Annotated in this window: 12 protein-coding genes; 7 read left to right on the forward strand and 5 right to left on the reverse strand. The window is 70.8% G+C overall.

Features of this window, described 5'->3' with window-relative positions:
- Nucleotides 1–137: 137 nt before the first annotated feature.
- Nucleotides 138–1826: a PucR family transcriptional regulator gene (locus ACFRU2_RS27910; RefSeq protein WP_382976956.1), complete on the forward strand. Its 1689-nt coding sequence runs from the start codon at nucleotides 138–140 to the stop codon at nucleotides 1824–1826.
- 54 nt (nucleotides 1827–1880) lie between these two features.
- On the opposite strand, the gene ACFRU2_RS27915 is transcribed toward ACFRU2_RS27910, so the two are convergent.
- Both ACFRU2_RS27915 and ACFRU2_RS27920 read right to left on the reverse strand, forming a co-directional pair.
- Nucleotides 1881–5522, reverse strand: coding sequence for a LamG domain-containing protein (locus ACFRU2_RS27915; RefSeq protein ID WP_382976959.1), 3642 nt, complete (start codon nucleotides 5520–5522; stop codon nucleotides 1881–1883).
- A gap of 50 nt (nucleotides 5523–5572) precedes the next feature.
- Entirely contained in the window at nucleotides 5573–7045 is a 1473-nt protein-coding gene (locus ACFRU2_RS27920; RefSeq protein WP_382976962.1) for a VCBS repeat-containing protein, read from the reverse strand.
- A gap of 515 nt (nucleotides 7046–7560) precedes the next feature.
- Here ACFRU2_RS27920 and ACFRU2_RS27925 point away from each other — a divergent pair.
- A complete protein-coding gene (locus ACFRU2_RS27925; RefSeq protein ID WP_382976965.1) occupies nucleotides 7561–8520 on the forward strand; it encodes a hypothetical protein in 960 nt (319 codons plus the stop codon).
- A 334-nt stretch (nucleotides 8521–8854) separates the two neighbouring features.
- On the forward strand, nucleotides 8855–9436 hold the full coding sequence (locus tag ACFRU2_RS27930) for a Uma2 family endonuclease (protein ID WP_382976968.1): 582 nt from the start codon (nucleotides 8855–8857) through the stop codon (nucleotides 9434–9436).
- Nucleotides 9437–9547: 111 nt separating this feature from the next.
- On the opposite strand, the gene ychF is transcribed toward ACFRU2_RS27930, so the two are convergent.
- Nucleotides 9548–10636, reverse strand: a complete 1089-nt coding sequence (gene ychF, locus ACFRU2_RS27935; protein WP_382976969.1) for a redox-regulated ATPase YchF — start codon at nucleotides 10634–10636, stop codon at nucleotides 9548–9550.
- Between the two features lie 134 nt (nucleotides 10637–10770).
- Here ychF and ACFRU2_RS27940 point away from each other — a divergent pair, with 134 nt between their 5' ends.
- The gene (locus ACFRU2_RS27940) at nucleotides 10771–11238 is read left to right on the forward strand and encodes a DUF6542 domain-containing protein (protein ID WP_382976972.1); all 468 of its coding nucleotides are present in this window, start codon (nucleotides 10771–10773) and stop codon (nucleotides 11236–11238) included.
- A gap of 31 nt (nucleotides 11239–11269) precedes the next feature.
- Here ACFRU2_RS27940 and ppgK read toward each other — a convergent pair whose 3' ends face one another.
- Together ppgK and ACFRU2_RS27950 are read right to left on the reverse strand one after the other, a co-directional pair.
- Nucleotides 11270–12016 (reverse strand): polyphosphate--glucose phosphotransferase, encoded by a 747-nt coding sequence (ppgK, locus tag ACFRU2_RS27945; RefSeq protein WP_382976974.1) that lies wholly within the window; start codon nucleotides 12014–12016, stop codon nucleotides 11270–11272.
- Nucleotides 12017–12065: 49 nt separating this feature from the next.
- Complete coding sequence (locus ACFRU2_RS27950) at nucleotides 12066–13094, reverse strand: 4-hydroxy-3-methylbut-2-enyl diphosphate reductase (RefSeq protein WP_382976976.1); 1029 nt, start codon at nucleotides 13092–13094, stop codon at nucleotides 12066–12068.
- An 86-nt stretch (nucleotides 13095–13180) separates the two neighbouring features.
- On the opposite strand from ACFRU2_RS27950, the gene ACFRU2_RS27955 reads away from it, so the two are divergent.
- From ACFRU2_RS27955 to ACFRU2_RS27965, 3 genes are all read left to right on the forward strand, one after another.
- Complete coding sequence (locus ACFRU2_RS27955) at nucleotides 13181–14620, forward strand: APC family permease (protein WP_382976979.1); 1440 nt, start codon at nucleotides 13181–13183, stop codon at nucleotides 14618–14620.
- Between the two features lie 9 nt (nucleotides 14621–14629).
- Nucleotides 14630–15847, forward strand: a complete 1218-nt coding sequence (gene xseA, locus ACFRU2_RS27960; protein ID WP_382976981.1) for an exodeoxyribonuclease VII large subunit — start codon at nucleotides 14630–14632, stop codon at nucleotides 15845–15847.
- A gap of 115 nt (nucleotides 15848–15962) precedes the next feature.
- Nucleotides 15963–16190: an exodeoxyribonuclease VII small subunit gene (locus tag ACFRU2_RS27965; protein ID WP_250742764.1), complete on the forward strand. Its 228-nt coding sequence runs from the start codon at nucleotides 15963–15965 to the stop codon at nucleotides 16188–16190.
- The last annotated feature ends 5 nt before the right edge of the window (nucleotides 16191–16195 follow it).

Genomic DNA, 16195 nt, shown 5'->3' on the forward strand with positions numbered 1-16195 from the left:
CGGGGCGAGGCAGTCACCGATCGCTCAGAACCGGCTTCGCCGACGGCTGTGGACGAGTGTGCTTTCGTACGCCCGCATGCCCGTGAGCTGCGCCGTTCTATCTGCCGCACACCCAGCACCGTGCGAAAGTAGCGATCATGCGGCTGCGTGAACTCCTGGACGACACCGAGCTCGGACTGCTCCTGCTCGTCGGCCATGCCACCGACGAGACCGGCTCCTCGGCCGACGGCCTGCTCGACCGAGCCATTTCCGCCGTCGCGACCAACGACCTGGCCGACCCCGGCCGCTTCCTCACCGGCGGCGAGCTCGTCCTCACGGGGCTCGCCTGGTGGCGCGCGGACGGGGACGCCGAGTCGTTCGTACGCGTCCTGCGCCGGGCGGGCGTCACGGCCCTCGCGGCCGGCGAGGTCGAGCACGGGCTCGTCCCGCACGACCTCGTGCGCGCCTGCCGGCGCCACGGGCTGCCGCTGATCGCCGTACGGCCGGAGACCTCGTTCGCCGCGGTCACCGAGCGCGTCCTGCTGCGCCTGCACCGCCGGGACGCCGGCAGCCCGGCCTCCACGGCCTCCCTGGCCGCCCTGGTCGAACGCCACCGCCGGCTCCTCGCCGACCGGGCCGCCCCGGACTCCGTACTGGAGCTGCTGCGGCACACCCTCGGCCTCGACGTGCGCGTCCTGTCGGCGACCGGACGCCAGATCGCCGGAGCCCGGCCCCCGCTGCGCGCCAAGACGGCGGCGGCCCTGGCCGCCCGCCACCTCGCAGCCCGCCGCGCGGGCGAGACGGCCCCGCACACCGTCACGGTCGGCGCCCGCCTCTACTCCCTCGTACCGGTGCCGGTGCCGGGACCCGCTCGCGCTCCCGACGCCGCCGAACTGGGCGACTGGCTGCTCGTCATGGAGTCCGACACCTCGCTCTGGCCCGCTCCCGACCGGGAACTCCTCGACCGCACCGCCGAACTGGTCGCCGACGCCCGCGCCGCCCACGAACAGTCCAAGACGGCCCGCAACGACCTGGCCGACCGGTCCCTCGCCCTGCTGCACGACAGCAGCGTCCCGGCCGAGGAGATCCCCATCCGCCTGCGCAGCACCGCGCAGGCCGTGGTCAGCGGGGTCGGCTACTGGCCGCGCTGCCAGTTCGTGATCGCCTCGGGCGAGCGGCGCGGAGGCGGCCCCGTCCCCGCCGCGGCCCTGCGCGTCCTCCTGGAGGAGGCGCTGGTCCAGGAGGACGGCCCGGTGCCGGTCTCCTCGGAGGACATCGCCGCCACCGTCGACGGCGACCGGGCCGTACTCCTCGTCCTGGTCCCCGAGCCCTCGGACACCCGTCCCGACCCGGCCCTCGACCACGCCGCGCTCCAGCGCAGGCTCTCCGCGGCGCTCGCCCGCTGGCTCGGCCCGGGGGACGGCGTCGCCATCGGCGTCAGCTCCCCGGTGGCCGATCCGGGCAACGCCCGCCGGTCACTGGAGCAGACCCACAACGCCCTGCGGATCGCCCACGCCGCCCCCGAGCAGGTGACCGTCCGCGGCCCGGAGGACCTCACCTCGCACATCCTGACCCTGCTCCCCCTCATCCCGGCCGAAGCCCGCCGGGCCTTCGCCGCCCGCCTCCTGGACCCCCTGCGCGATCACGACGCCCGCCACCGGACCGAGCTCCTGGCCACCCTGGAGGCCTTCCTCGACTGCGACGCCTCCTGGACCGCCTGCGCCGCCCGCCTCCGCCTCCACGTGAACTCGCTGCGCCGGCGCATCGCCCGCATCGAACACCTCACGCACCGCGACCTGTCCCGCCTGGAAACCCGCCTGGACTTCCTGGCGGCCCTCAAGGCGTAGGGGCGCCCCGGTCAGTGACCGGGACGCCCCTACGGGTCGGCTTGTCGGGCCGGTCTACCTGTCCGGCAGGGCCATCGGATTGGCGAACTGCTGGATCGCCGTGAGGTCGGCGGCGCCCTTGTAGACGCGCACCTCGTCCACCGCGCCGGAGAAGTACTCGGCGGAGCCGCGGGCGGCCCGGCCGACCTGAAGGCCGCCGGTGGCGGGCCACAGGGTGGTGTCCACGACGCGGGCGGACTGCGCGAACTGGCCGTCCACGTAGAGCCTGAGCTCATTGGCGAAGGCGTCGTAGACCACGGCCAGGTGCTGGCCGCCCGTGTTGGCGTCGGGCAGTTCCTCGTCGTCGATGACGGAGACGACCGCCGCGGCGGCCGAGTCGCTCTTGGCCACCTCGAGCTCCCAGTTGCCGCCCTCGGCACTGGGCTTGTAGCGCACCTTGAACCGGTTCGCCGTCGCACCGGGCAGGGAAAGGACGGTCTGGGCCTTCGTCGGGTCCAGCGAGGGCATCCTGACGCGGGCGCTCACGGTGAAACTGCCGGCGCCCGTGACCGGAGGCGTGGCGGTGGACGCGTAGTCGTTGATGCCGTCGAGGACCAGGTGTCCGCCTCCGACCAGTGCGGGGTCGTCGAACAGCGGGTCGGCCGGCCGGTAGATCTGCGGGCCGCCCGACAAGGTGAGCGGCTGGCCGCCCCCGGTCTCGGGCGAGCTGCCACCGGTCGCTTCGTCCAGCTGCCAGTAGCCCGCGCGCTGCGGTTTGACCGTCATGAGCTCGGCCACCTGGGCCGCTACGACCACGCGGTCGAAGACGCGGACCTCGGCGAGGTCGCCGGTGAAGAAGTTGCGGTAGCCGCCCTTCTCCCCCCGGTCGTAGCCGCTCTTGGAGGCGGACCTGCCGATCTGCAGGTGCCCGTGCGAGATCCACGAGGACTGCCGGATTACGGTGCCCTTGAGGTCCTTGTTGACGTAGAGCTGCATCAGCGGGCCGCCGGTCGCCTTCGGGTCGTAGACGCCCGTCAGCAGGACCCACTGGTCCTTGACCGGCACGACCCCGGTGGCGACGGCCTTCCAGGCACCCAGGCTGTCGACGTCCGAGACGGGAGCCGAGAAGGCCCAGGTCTTGGCGATCGCGTCGTAGCCGAGGGTGAATCCGGGCTCGCCGGTACCGTCCTGGGTGACGACCGTCATATCGCGGTCGAGGGCGGTGGGCCGGACCCAGGCACTGACGCTGAAGCCGCGCGTGGTGTCCACGAGCGTGTCACCGGCGTCCAGGAAGGACGTGCTGGTGCCGTCGAAGCGGGCTGCGGAGTCGGCCTTCCCGCCGGGGCCTTCGACGCCGAAGACGACGCCGGTGCCCGCGTCCGCGGAGTTGTTGCCGCGTTCGTCGTGGGCGGCGGTGCTGCCCACTGCGTCGCCGAGGTTCCACTGGCCCGCCACGGGGCGGCCTTCGCTGACGAGGAAGCTGTAGTGGTGCTTGCTGCTGGGGTGTTCCGCCCGGTCGACGGCGACCACTTCCAGCCAGTGCCGGCCGGGGCTGGTCGGCATCCACGTCACCTGCCCCTGGCCTCCGCCGGAGGTGGGCTTGAACTCACCCTTGGTGCCGTCGGAGAAGGAGTACTCGTACTTGACCACATCGGTGTCGACGATCTTGTCGTTCGGGTTCGGGGCGAACGTGAAGGTTCCGTACGTGCCCACTCCGTCGCTGTAGACGTTGTTGGACGGGTACTGCTTGGAGTTGACCAGCGGCTTGCCCGGGAAGGTGCTGTCGTACACGAACTCGCAGCGCTGGGGGGTGTCACCGATGTTGCTCCAGGGTCCCCAGCCGTCCCCGTCGTAGGCCCGGGCCTTCCAGTAGATGGTCTTGTTCTCGGGGATGTCGGAGTGAACCGTGTGGGTGAACCGGGTGCCCTTGATCGGTGACTTGTACGGGGTGTCGTAGGTGTAGCCACCGCCGTCCCACTCGACCGCGAACTGCACCTTGACCTTGTCGGTCACCGCGCCACCGTGATCGGGGTCGCGCGCCTCGGTCGACAGCTGCGGCGGTTCGTCGGCGTACGGCCGTCCGGTGCCCCAGGTGCAGGCCCCGCCGGGGTTGCTCGTCATGTCGCGCGTGGAGATCTGCTTCGGCAGCGTGTTGTAGCTGACGGACAGGAAGACATTCCCGCAGACGCGCTTCCACCCGGGAAACGTGTTCTCGTTCCCGGCCTTGAGGCCGAACGAGATCCGCGTCCAGCCGTCCTCGACCGCTGACCTGACCTGGTTGGTCAGTCCGCCGGTGGCGCCGCTCTTGAAGTTCAGGTTGGGCTGCGCGTCGCACGACGACGGGGAGATGGCCGCGTCGACCGTCTCCAGGTGGGAGGACCACTCGTCCTCGGTGCTGGCCCAGTCGCTGCCCTCGACGATCTCGCGGTTCTTGCCGCCGATGCGGTACAGCTGGATCGGCTCCGCCGTGGGGGAGGCACTGTAGATGTGGTGCACGCGAGCCGAGAAGGTCGCGCTCAGGATCTGCTTGTTCTTGTAGAACGACAGCGGCACCGTGTACAGCGTGCGCCGCACGCCGATACCGGCGCAGGAGGCGGCGCTGTAGTCCGTGGGGCACTTGCCGACGCCCGCGCTGCCGGAGTACTTCCAGTCCTGCTCGTTCCTCATGCCCGACATCACGCCGGACCACGCCGTGCGGGAGGTGGTCCGCTGGATCGGGTCGATCACGACCGGGAAGACGGTCGCGGGATCGCGCAGCATCTTCTGGTCGGGGACGAGCGTCAGCTTGTCCTGGGTCATCTCGATGCCGAACGGCGTCGCTTTCCCGCCCCCGCCGGGGGCCCTCAGTGCAGCCTTGTCGGCCGGAGCGCCGTCGGACGGGGCGGAGCCCTTCAGCTTCGACGCCCCGGCGGCGGGTGCGGCCTTGGCCTCCTTCACCGCCGCCGAGTCCCACATGACCGGCCGGCCGGCTTCGAAGACCGTTCCACCGGCCTGTGCGTCCTCCGCCGTCAGGGCGCCCGAGGCGGACTCGGTCATCTTGAGCCCGTCGGCCCGCATGCCCAGCTGGAGCGTGGCCAGCTTCGGGTTGGCCGCCGCCTCCGGGGTCTTGACGACCAGCAGATGGCCGAAGCCGTCGGTCTCGGCCCGCACGGTCAGGTCGACGCCGGGCAGCACCTCGGCGTAGGTGGCCGTGTCTCCGTCGACCACGGGCGTGCCGAGCTTGCCGTACGGCCACGTCAGGGCCAACTGGCGCCCGGCCCGCATCATGCGGACGAACGGCTCGTCCTTGCCGCCGCCGGATATCTCCAGGCCGACCGTGGAGGCCTCGGGGGCCCAGCTGCCGTCGGCCCTGCGGACGAGGGTCTTGTCGACGGCGACCCATGCGCCGTTCCGGACCGTGCGCACGGGCTCGGTGTACTCACGGGCGGTGAACGTGCCGTTGGGCTCCGCGAAGACATCGCGGCGCTCGTCGCGCAGGGCCACGACCTCGACCTGCTTGCCGCTGCCCTTCGCCTCGGTCTTGGCCTGCTGTTCGGTCTGGGCGACGCCGTCGCTGACCATCGTCGCCGTACCCGACGCGGGTGCCTCCTGGAGGTGCGTCCGCGCCGCGTCTCCCCCGTCGGTGGGCAGGGCCACCAGGCCCGCGACGACCGCCGAGCCCGCCAGCGCGGCCATCGCCGCGCGCAGGGCCGTTCTCTTCCGTGTGCGTTCGGGCACGTGCCCACGCTCCATGCTGCTCTTCGTCACCATTGCTCAGTTCTCTTGTCTCAGCGCGCCACGGCGCCGAAGGCGACGTTCTCGGCCGGGATGCCGCCCTGACCGGGCTTCCAGGAAGCGGTCGGTGCGGCGCCGGTCTCCGTGTTCCACGGGAAGGCGTAGAGCCCCCGGCCCTCTTCGGGGCCGTAGGGCATGCCGACGTACAGGGCGGAGGAGTTGCCTCCCAGGCTCAGCCCTGCGAACGAGTGGGCGGCGGCGGGCGCCGGGATGCCGGCGCCGGGGTCGACCACCGCGTCACTGAGGCCGGGCTCACCCAGCAGCGGGAAGATGTGGACGGCGCCCTTCTCGGAGTAGACGTCCGAGATCTCGTCGCCCGGTACGCCGACGGCGAGACGCATCGTGGTGGCCGTGCCGACGGTGTTCGGGGAGGTGTTGGCCGCGGCGAGCCGCTGGCCGAAGAAGTCTCCCGGCTCGGCCGTCCCGCGGACCTCGCTGCCGTTCTGGTCCAGCCACTGGGTCTCGGTGACCGTGGTGGCGCCGACGCGGAAGATCTGGACGGCACCCGCGTCCACCGTCGTGGCGAGGTCCTCGCCCGGAGCGCCGACGGCGAGCATCGATTCGGTGGTGGACGTGGCGCCCGCGGGCCGGTACGGGACGATGGCCAGGGAGGTGCCGAACCCGTCGGAGGGCTCCGCCGTGCTGGTGACGTCGGCCTGGTCCTGCCCGAACGCCCTGATCAGGGTCGGGCGCTCATTGGTCAGCGTGTGCTTGTACACCCCGGCGGCGCCGGCGAACGGAACGGTCCCCAGCGCTTCGCCGGGCGAGCCCACCGCGAGGTGGTTGGCATTGGACGCCAAGGCGGCGCCGAACCTGTCGTGTGCCTCGATCGCGCCGAACGCAGGGGTGGTGTCGTCCTGTGTCACGCGGACGACGGTCGCGGCCACGCCGGTGACGTAGGAGAACACTCCGGCGTTCACGGTCGTGTCGATGTCCTCTCCCGGGATGCCGATCGCCAGGTAGGGCGTACCGGCGGAGGAGGTGCCCGCGGTGATCGCGTAGCCGACCCAGTCCTCGTTCTCGGCGATGCCGCTGAGGGCCTCGCCGTCGCCCTGCTGGTACTCGGTGACGGCGCGGCCCAGGGCCAGACCGGTGGGCGAGCCGTAGACGACCTGGACGATTCCGCCGTCGATCGCCGTACCGACGTCCTCGAACGGGGCGCCCACCACGAGGTCGGTGCAGCCGTCCTTGTCCGCGTCGTACGTCGCCAGCGAGAAGCCCCACTGGTCGTCGGTCTCGGCCGAACCGGGCACGGCGGCCGTCTCCTGCGACAGCTCCAGCATGCCCTTGCCGCCGCCGTAGACGACCCTGACCAGCCCGGCACGCTGCTTCCCGGCGACCGTGGCCTCCGGGTCGGCGATCGCGATGTCCCTGACGCCGTCGCCGTTGAAGTCCGAATCGGTCCCGCCCGTACAACCGGCCGCCGTCGCGGACGGTGCCGCGATCAGGCCCAGGCTCGTGCTCAACAGCACTGTCACTGTCGCGTGGACGGCCATATGCCGCCAGCGACCCCTCAACCCCGCCACTGCTTACCCCACCCCTATAGATCAAAAAAGCGAACCTTGATCATGCTTCGCTCAACATAAGAAGCACAAGGGCGCATATCCGATATGCGAACTCGCGCTTGATTGCGGATTGATCACGCGCTCAGGACCGGTGACGGCTGGTATCTGGTCCGACCGGAATGCTCCGAATTAAAGCTGCGGTCCGCCCGAATGAAGCCGCCGAACACACGTGAGCCCCGGCGGGGGTCACCCCCGATGCCGGGGCGACCCTTCTTCGCCCGCGCCGTTCATGCGATCATCACCGAACGCTGCTCGACGGCTTCTCCACTTCCCCGCCGGCAAAGACCTTTAGCGGTGGGGGACATTCCGCCTCCGCGTCATGCATCGACGCTCCGGCACCCGGGCCGCAGGCCGTCCCGCGCATCACCGGAACCGCGCATCTGCCACTGAAATATGGCCTCAGACAAGGAACTTCCATGTCCCTCAGTCGTCTCAGCCGCCGGTCCCTGGTGACCGGCGCCGCCGGCGCCGGCGCCGCATTGTTCGCTACGTCCGCTCCCCGAGCGGCCGCCGCCGCCACCATCGTCCCGCCGCCCAGCCCCTATGCGACCAAGCTCCCTCACCAGATCGAAGCCGAACGTCTGGTGGACTACCTGCGCATGCGCCCATGGAGCGACAACGCCAACCGTTACAAGACGGCCGACAGCGAATCCGACGAATTCGAAGGGCTCTACACCAGCGTGAAGTGGGGGGCGTCCGGGCATCCCGAACAGTTCGGCAACCTGGCGCAGTGCTCGTCGTTCATCACGCTGGTCCTCGAGCAGGCCTACGGCCCGGCCAGTGCCCACGGGGGCCTGCCCGGCTACGGATGGGCAACCAAGGAGTATTTCCAGCAGTACTTCAAGACCACCAAGCGTTTCCCCACCGCCGAACTGTTCCAACAGGGTTTCGTGGAGACCGCGACGGCACTCAACCCCCGTTTCAACGCCGTCACCAAGCCGGTCAATCTCCGCGCGGGTGACCTGGTCGCCTTCGACTACAACCCCAACTCGACGTCCGTTCCTTATACCGGACACATCGTCATGATCCGCGAGCGCAAGGGCACCTGGTCCGACCCGGTGATCGACGCCCAGGTCGGCAGCAATGTCATCCCCTATGTCTTCGAGATCATCGACTGCACCAGCGACCCGCACGGCAATCCCAACATCGCCGGCGCCACCGACCTGTACCGCGCTTTTCCCGACACCCGCATAGAAGAACCCGCCGACGCCAACGCCCATTGGGCCGAGTACAACGGCGCCGGCTACGGACACATGATCTTCTACGCCGACGCCACCACCAAGCTCTTCGCCGGCTATCGCTGGAGCGTCAATTCCCCCACCCCCCGCAAGATTGCCGACCGGCCCATCGCCGCGGCCCGTATAGACCTGGACTGAGACGACCCCGCAGCCGAAAGAACACACGGCTTCGCCGCGAAGGAAATCGAGTGGTTCGCCCCCGATCCGGGAGGTAATAGACCTGCCACCGGATCGACCGGCGATGAGCGATCACGCCGTGCGGTGCCCCTCACCCTGCACCCGTCCAACACGGTGCGAAGAAGGGGCCGGCTCCCGGAGGAGCCGGCCCCTTCCGGCCCGCGTGTCTGCCACATCGGTCAACGAGAGCAGCCACGGAAACGACCGCCGTGGCGACCTGAACCACGTTGCAGAAAATCATCCGGCTGAGATCGTTGGCTCTCCAGCCTGAGCTTCAGGCCGCTACCGTGAAGCCATGACCGCGCTGCCCGACTGGATGCGCCCGCCGCGCGCGGAAGGCTGGTTCGCGGAGGACCTCGACCGCCTCCCCGAGGCACCCCGCCACACCGAGCTGATCGACGGAGCCCTCGTCTTCATGGTGTCGCCCCAGAGGTGGTGGCACGGCCACCTCGTCACGATGCTCACGGTCGCACTCATGGAGCAGGTGCCCGCCGACACCAGAGTCGGCCGCGAGATGACCATCAAGCTCGACCCGCGCAACCGTCCCGAACCGGACCTGCTCGTGACGACGGCCGACTTCGACGGCGACCGCACCTGGTTCGCGCCGGAGGACGTCCAGCTCGTCATCGAGGTCGTCTCCCCCGAGTCCGCCCATCGCGATCGCACAGCAAAGCTCCGCAAGTACGCGGAGGCCGGCATCCCGCACTACTGGTGCATCGAGGACGAGGACGGGGCACCCGTAGTCCACGTCTACGAGCTCGACGAACCCACCGGCGCCTACGCCCCCGCAGGGATCTTCCGGGGCACCCTCCAACGCCCGGTGCCCTTCGCGGTCAGCCTGGACCTCGACAAGCTCACGCCGCCCCGAAGCAGCTGAAAGTCGGCACCAAGCCGGCACGGGAATGCAGAAGGGGTCGGACTCACCAGAGTCCGACCCCTTCTGACCTGCACATGTGACGAAATCATCTCACGTGCAGCAACGAGACGATTACACGTTGAAGCGGAACTCCACCACGTCGCCGTCCTGCATGACGTAGTCCTTGCCTTCCATGCGGGCCTTGCCCTTGGCGCGGGCCTCGGCCACCGAGCCGCAGGCGACCAGGTCCTCGAAGGAGATGATCTCCGCCTTGATGAAGCCGCGCTGGAAGTCGGTGTGGATCACGCCGGCGGCCTCGGGGGCGGTGGCGCCCTTCTTGATGGTCCAGGCGCGGGTTTCCTTCGGGCCGGCCGTCAGGTAGGTCTGCAGGCCCAGGGTGGTGAAGCCGACGCGGCCGAGGGTGGCCATGCCCGGCTCCTCCTGGCCGACCGACTGGAGGAGCTCGAGGGCCTCGTCGTCGTCGAGCTCGATGAGCTCGGCCTCCAGCTTGGCGTTCAGGAAGATCGCCTCGGCCGGGGCCACCAGCGCGCTCTGCTCGGCCTTGAAGGCCTCGTCCGTCAGCTCGTCCTCGTCCACGTTGAAGACGTACAGGAACGGCTTGACCGTGAGGAGGTGGAGCTCGTGGAGGAGGTCGCCCTGCTCCGTGCCCTTCGTGATGCCGTGCGAGAAGAGGGTGTCGCCCGCTTCGAGGATCTTGGTGGCCTTCTCGACGGCCGCCAGGACCGCGATCTTCTCCTTCTGGAGGCGGGACTCCTTCGTCAGGCGCGGCACCGCCTTCTCGATGGACTGGAGGTCCGCGAGGATCAGCTCGGTGTTGATCGTCTCGATGTCGTCCTTCGGCGAGACCTTGCCGTCGACGTGGACGACGTTCTCGTCCTTAAAGGCGCGGATGACCTGGCAGATCGCGTCCGACTCGCGGATGTTCGCGAGGAACTTGTTGCCGAGGCCCTCGCCCTCCGACGCACCGCGCACGATGCCCGCGATGTCGACGAAGTCGACCGTCGCCGGGAGGAGCTTGGCGGAGCCGAAGATGCCGGCCAGGACGCCGAGGCGGGCGTCCGGAACGCCGACGACGCCGACGTTCGGCTCGATCGTGGCGAACGGGTAGTTGGCCGCCAGCACGTCGTTCTTGGTCAGGGCGTTGAACAGGGTCGACTTGCCGACATTCGGCAGGCCGACGATTCCGATCGTGAGCGACACGTTGGCGACTTCCCGTAGCTGGAGGGGGCGGCGGCCCGGAGTGGGCCACCGGACAGTTTACTTTCCGATGAGGGAGCCCCGATGTACGCGTGTCCGGGCACGCGATCGACGGCCTCCCGGCCTAGTTTTGGGGGGTGGAGCGATACAAGGCGCGTACGGTACGTCACCCAGCGGAGCGGACCCCCGGCCCCGGGCGGTCCCCGGTACGCCGGCTGCCCCGGCCCCGGCTGACGGGGCTCGGCGGCGGGCTCTTCGCCTGCGCCGCGATGTTCCTGATCGGCGGCCTCGACTGGCTGCTGTTCGACGCCTCGCTGTTCGTCTACGGCCTGCTGTTCCTGCCCGTGGCGGCCGCCACCGCCCTGTGGGTGCGGCCCGCCGACCTGATCACCGCCCCGATCACCGCGCCGATCGCCTTCGCCGCCGGAGTGTGGCCCGTGTCGGGCGGCTCCGGCGGCTTCGCGGGCGAGGTGATGGGGCTGGTGTCCGCGCTGTCCCTGCACGCCGGCTGGCTGTACGCCGGCACGCTCGTGGCCGCGCTGATCGCGGTGGTGCGCAAGGCCGTCCTCATCGGCCGCCGGCGGATGCCCCGCCGCGTGGCCTGAACGGCGAGGACAGGGACAAGGACAGCGGCGACTACGCCGACGCCGAGCGCGCCGCCATCGCCGCGCCCACGATGCCCGCGTTGTTCTGCAGCTCCGCCGGCACGATCCGTGCCCGGACCCCCTCGATCAGCGGCAGGAACTTCTCCGGCTTGCGGCTCACGCCCCCGCCGATGATGAAGAGGTCCGGGGAGAACAGCATCTCCACGTGCGCCAGGTACTTCCCGACCCGGCGCGCCCAGTGCTCCCAGGTCAGGTCACCGTCGTCCTTCGCCTTCACCGAGGCCCGCGTCTCCGCGTCGTGGCCCTTCAGCTCCAGGTGGCCCAGCTCGCTGTTGGGCACCAGGTGCCCGTCCGTGAAGAGCGCGCTGCCGATCCCGGTGCCCAGCGTGAGCAGGATGACGGTGCCGTCGACCCCGCGCCCCGCCCCGTAGGCCATCTCCGCGACCCCGGCCGCGTCCGCGTCGTTCAGCACCGTCACCGGACGGCCGTCCAGGCGCGAGGAGAGCAGCGCCGCCGTGTCCACGCCGACCCAGGACTTGTCCATGTTCGCCGCCGACCGGGTCACCCCGCCCGTGACCACCCCGGGGAAGGTCACCCCCACCGGGCCGTCCCAGTCGAAGTGGCGCACCACCTCGACGACACAGCCGGCCACCCCGTCGGGGGTGGCCGGCTGCGGTGTCAGTACCTTGCGGCGCTCCTGCGCCAGGTCGCCACGGTTCAGGTCCACGGGAGCGCCCTTGATCCCGGAACCGCCGATGTCCACGCCGAAGATCTCCATGGACCCACCGTAGATAAGGACCCGCCGGAGCGCCCTGCCGTGGACGGTGCTACTTCTGTGCGCCCGCAGCCGAGCCCGGCGCGGCGACGAGCTCCGCCGCCTCCGCGCGCAGGTCGCGGCGCAGTTCCTTGGGCAGGGAGAAGACGATGGACTCTTCGGCCGTCTTGACGATCTCCACGTCCCCGTACCCGCGCGCGGCGAGCCATTCCAGCACCTCGTCGACGAGCACCTCCGGCACCGAGGCCCCCGAGGTCAGACCGACGGTGGTGACGCCCTGGAGCCAGGCCTCGTCGATCTCGCTCGCGAAGTCCACCAGGTACGAGGCCTTCGCGCCCGCGTCGAGGGCGACCTCGACGAGGCGGATGGAGTTCGAGGAGTTCTTGGAGCCGACGACGATGACCAGGTCGCAGTCCTTGCCCATCACCTTGACCGCCTCCTGGCGGTTCGAGGTGGCGTAGCAGATGTCGTCGCTCGGCGGCGAGACGAGCAGCGGGAACTTGGTCTTCAGGGCGTCGACCGTCTCCATCGTCTCGTCGACGGACAGGGTGGTCTGGGACAGCCAGACGACCTTCGACTCGTCGCGGACGGTGACCTTCTCCACGTCGTGCGGGCCGTCCACGATGGTGATGTGGTCCGGGGCCTCGCCCGAGGTGCCGATGACCTCCTCGTGGCCCTCGTGGCCGATGAGGAGGATGTCGAAGTCCTCGTTCGCGTAGCGGATCGCTTCCTTGTGCACCTTGGTGACCAGCGGGCAGGTGGCGTCGATCGTCGCGAGCTTGCCGCGGGCCGCCTCCTCGTGCACCACCGGGGCCACGCCGTGCGCGGAGAACATCACGATGGAGCCCTCGGGGACCTCCTCCGTCCGCTCGACGAAGATGGCGCCCTTGTTCTCCAGCGTCTTCACGACGTACTTGTTGTGCACGATCTCGTGCCGCACGTAGACCGGTGCGCCGTACTGTTCGAGAGCCTTCTCGACGGCGATCACGGCTCGGTCCACGCCCGCGCAGTAGCCGCGCGGGGCGGCGAGCAGAACGCGGCGGGATGCGGGAGCGGGGGCGTCAGCAGTCATGGGCTCCATCGTACGGGGGTGTCCAGCAGGCCGGGGATCGCCCGTTCGGCAGAAACTGGGTCGAACATCCACACAGGCCGCACCCCGGAGGAACGATGGCGTCCGCGACGGATCCCAGTACGCCGCCCGGCCCGCCCGGCCCGCCCGGAGGCCCGTCCCCCGCGCCCGGCACCTCGCTGCGCCGCAGTCTCGGCTTCCGGGACCTGGTGGTCTACGGGCTGCTCTTCATCGCCCCCATGGCCCCGGTCGGGGTCTTCGGCACCCTCGATGCGAAGTCGCACGGCGCCGTCGCCCTCGTCTACCTCTTCGCGACCGTCGCGATGGCCTTCACCGCCTTCTCCTACGCGCAGATGGTGCGGGTGGCCCCGCAGGCCGGCTCCGTCTTCACCTACGCCCGCAAGGGCCTCGGCGAGGGCCCCGGGCTGATCGCCGGCTGGATGGCGATGCTCGACTACCTGCTGATCCCGGCGGTCGCGTACCTCTTCTCCGGGATCGCCATGAACGCCCTGGTCCCGGAGGTCTCCCGGTGGGTGTGGACGGCCCTGGCGGTGGTCGTGACCACCCTGCTGAACCTGTGGGGCGTACGGGCCGCCGCGCGGGTGGGCTTCGCCGTGCTGGCCATGGAGATCGCGGTGCTGCTGGTGTTCCTGGTCTCGGCGGTGACCGTACTGGCCCGGGGCGCGGAGCACCGCGGCTGGCTCTCCCCCTTCACCGGGGACGGCTCGCTCGGCGCCTTCTCCATGGCCGCCGTGCTCGGCGCGGTCTCGGTGGCGGTCCTGTCCTACCTGGGCTTCGACGCCATCGCCTCCTTCGCCGAGGAGGTCACCGGAGGCAGCGCCAAGGTGGCGCGGGCGGTGCTGTTCTGCCTGGCGCTGACCGGGGTGCTGTTCATCGCCCAGACGTACCTGGCGGCGCTGCTCTCCCCGCTCTCGGCGGCGGAGCTGGCGGCCGAGCCGGGGAAGCAGGGCTCGGCCTTCTACACCACGGTCGAGGCCTCCGTAGGGATGTGGCTGCACGACCTGGTCGCCGTCAGCAAGGCCATCGGGGCGGCCTTCGCGGCCCTGGCCGGGCAGGCCGCGGCGGGCCGGCTGCTCTTCGCGATGGCCCGCGAGCGGCGGCTGCCCCGCGCCCTGGCGCACACCTCGCACGGGACCCCGCGCCCGGCCCTGCTGGTGGCGGCGACGGTCACGCTGATCGCGGCCGTCTGGGCGGCCCGGCGCGACGACGGGCTGGACCACCTGGTGTCGGTGGTCGACATCGGGGCGCTGGTGGCGTTCACGCTGCTGCACGCCTCGGTGGTCGGCTGGTTCGTGGTCAAGCGCCGCGAGGGGGCTCCGAACTGGTTCAAGCACCTGGTGATCCCGGTCCTCGGCGCCGCCGTGACCATCGCGGTGATCGTCGAGGCCTCGTGGACGGCGCAACTGGTGGGGGCGGTGTGGCTGCTGGTGGGGCTGGGCGTCCTGGTGGCCCAGCGCGGGCGACGCGGGCCGGATGAACGCTCCCGGCCCGACGCCGGTGTCGGTGCGGGCGGTTAGCCTGCGTGCATGGGTCTGAATTCGTCGGCTGACGCGCCGCTGCCGGTCGGTCAGGTGTCCCGGCTCATCGGGGGCTGGATCGACAAGCTCGGCCAGGTGTGGGTGGAAGGGCAGATCACGCAGCTCTCCCGGCGGCCGGGAGCGGGGGTGGTCTTCCTGACGCTGCGCGATCCCTCGCACGACATCTCCCTCAGCGTGACCTGCTTCCGGCAGGTCTTCGACGAGGTCGCGGACTCCGTGACGGAGGGCGCGCGCGTCGTCGTCCTGGCCAAGCCCGAGTGGTACGCCCCGCGCGGGCAGCTGTCCCTGCGGGCCACCGAGATACGGCCCGTGGGCATCGGCGAGCTCCTCGCCCGGCTGGAGCGGCTCAAGCGCTCCCTCGCCTCCGAGGGGCTCTTCGCACTGGACCGCAAGAAGCCGCTGCCGTTCCTGCCGCAGCTCATCGGGCTGGTGGTCGGGCGCGCCTCGGCGGCCGAGCGCGACGTGCTGGAGAACGCCCGGCGCAGGTGGCCCGCGGTCCGCTTCGAGGTCCGCAACGTCGCCGTCCAGGGGGTGCACGCGGTGCCCCAGGTGATCCAGGCGGTCAAGGAGCTGGACTCCATGCCCGAGGTCGACGTGATCATCGTGGCCCGCGGCGGCGGCAGCGTGGAGGACCTGCTGCCCTTCTCCGACGAGGAGGTCGTACGGGCCGTCGCGGCGGCCCGCACCCCCGTGGTCTCGGCGATCGGGCACGAGCCGGACTCCCCGCTGCTGGACCTGGTCGCGGACCTGCGGGCGTCCACGCCCACGGACGCGGCGAAGAAGGTGGTCCCGGACGTCGGCGAGGAGCTGGAGCGGGTGCGCCAGCTACAGGGCCGGGGGCTGCGCGCCGTGCGCGGGCTGCTCGACCGGGAGGAGCGGGGGCTCGCCCACGCGCTCGCGCGGCCGGTCTTCGTCCACCCCCAGCGGATGGTCGAGACCCGGGAGGCGGAGGTGGACGCGCTGCTGGCGCGCAGCCGCCGGACCCTGGGGCACTTGCTGGACCGGGCCGATTCGGAGCTGGCGCACACCCTCGCGCGCGTGGTGGCGCTGTCCCCGGCCGCCACCCTCGAGCGCGGGTACGCGGTGCTCCAGCGGGCCGACGGGCACGTGGTGCGCTCGCCCGGGGACGTGTCGGCGGGCGACGTGCTGCGGGCGCGCGTGGCGGAGGGGGAGTTCCCGGTGGAGGTCGCGGGGGACCCCGCGTAGGGCCGGGCAGGGCCGCGCAGGGCCGCATAGGGACGCGCAGGGCCGCGTAGAGGCCTGGAAAGCGACACACTGTCGCAACAATTTGTTGATCTTCACAGTTAAGGTGGGAGAGGGAATGGCCGAGACCGATACGGCGCTGGGATACGAGCAGGCCCGGGACGAGCTGATCGAGGTCGTCCGCAAGCTGGAGGCCGGCGGCACCTCGCTGGAGGACTCCCTCGCGCTCTGGGAGCGCGGCGAGGAGCTCGCGAAGGTGTGCCGCCACTGGCTGGAGGGGGCCCGCGCCCGGCTGGACTCGGCGCTGGCGGCGCGCGAGGCGGCGGAGGGGGCCGGCGGGGAGTGACGTCG

Origin of the sequence: Streptomyces sp. NPDC056883 (genome assembly GCF_042788835.1) — a bacterium.
In the GTDB taxonomy this organism is placed as follows: Bacteria; Actinomycetota; Actinomycetes; order Streptomycetales; family Streptomycetaceae; genus Streptomyces; species Streptomyces stoeckheimensis.

Bases quoted from the DNA above. Each gene is read 5' to 3' on its own strand.
- ACFRU2_RS27910 (WP_382976956.1), top strand. From the start codon at position 138: ATGCGGCTGCGTGAACTCCTGGACGACACCGAGCTCGGACTGCTCCTG.
- ACFRU2_RS27925 (WP_382976965.1), top strand. From the start codon at position 7,561: ATGTCCCTCAGTCGTCTCAGCCGCCGGTCCCTGGTGACCGGCGCCGCC.
- ACFRU2_RS27930 (WP_382976968.1), top strand. From the start codon at position 8,855: ATGACCGCGCTGCCCGACTGGATGCGCCCGCCGCGCGCGGAAGGCTGG.
- ppgK (WP_382976974.1), bottom strand. From the start codon at position 12,016: ATGGAGATCTTCGGCGTGGACATCGGCGGTTCCGGGATCAAGGGCGCT.
- ACFRU2_RS27950 (WP_382976976.1), bottom strand. From the start codon at position 13,094: ATGGAGCCCATGACTGCTGACGCCCCCGCTCCCGCATCCCGCCGCGTT.
- ACFRU2_RS27955 (WP_382976979.1), top strand. From the start codon at position 13,181: ATGGCGTCCGCGACGGATCCCAGTACGCCGCCCGGCCCGCCCGGCCCG.
- xseA (WP_382976981.1), top strand. From the start codon at position 14,630: ATGGGTCTGAATTCGTCGGCTGACGCGCCGCTGCCGGTCGGTCAGGTG.
- ACFRU2_RS27965 (WP_250742764.1), top strand. From the start codon at position 15,963: ATGGCCGAGACCGATACGGCGCTGGGATACGAGCAGGCCCGGGACGAG.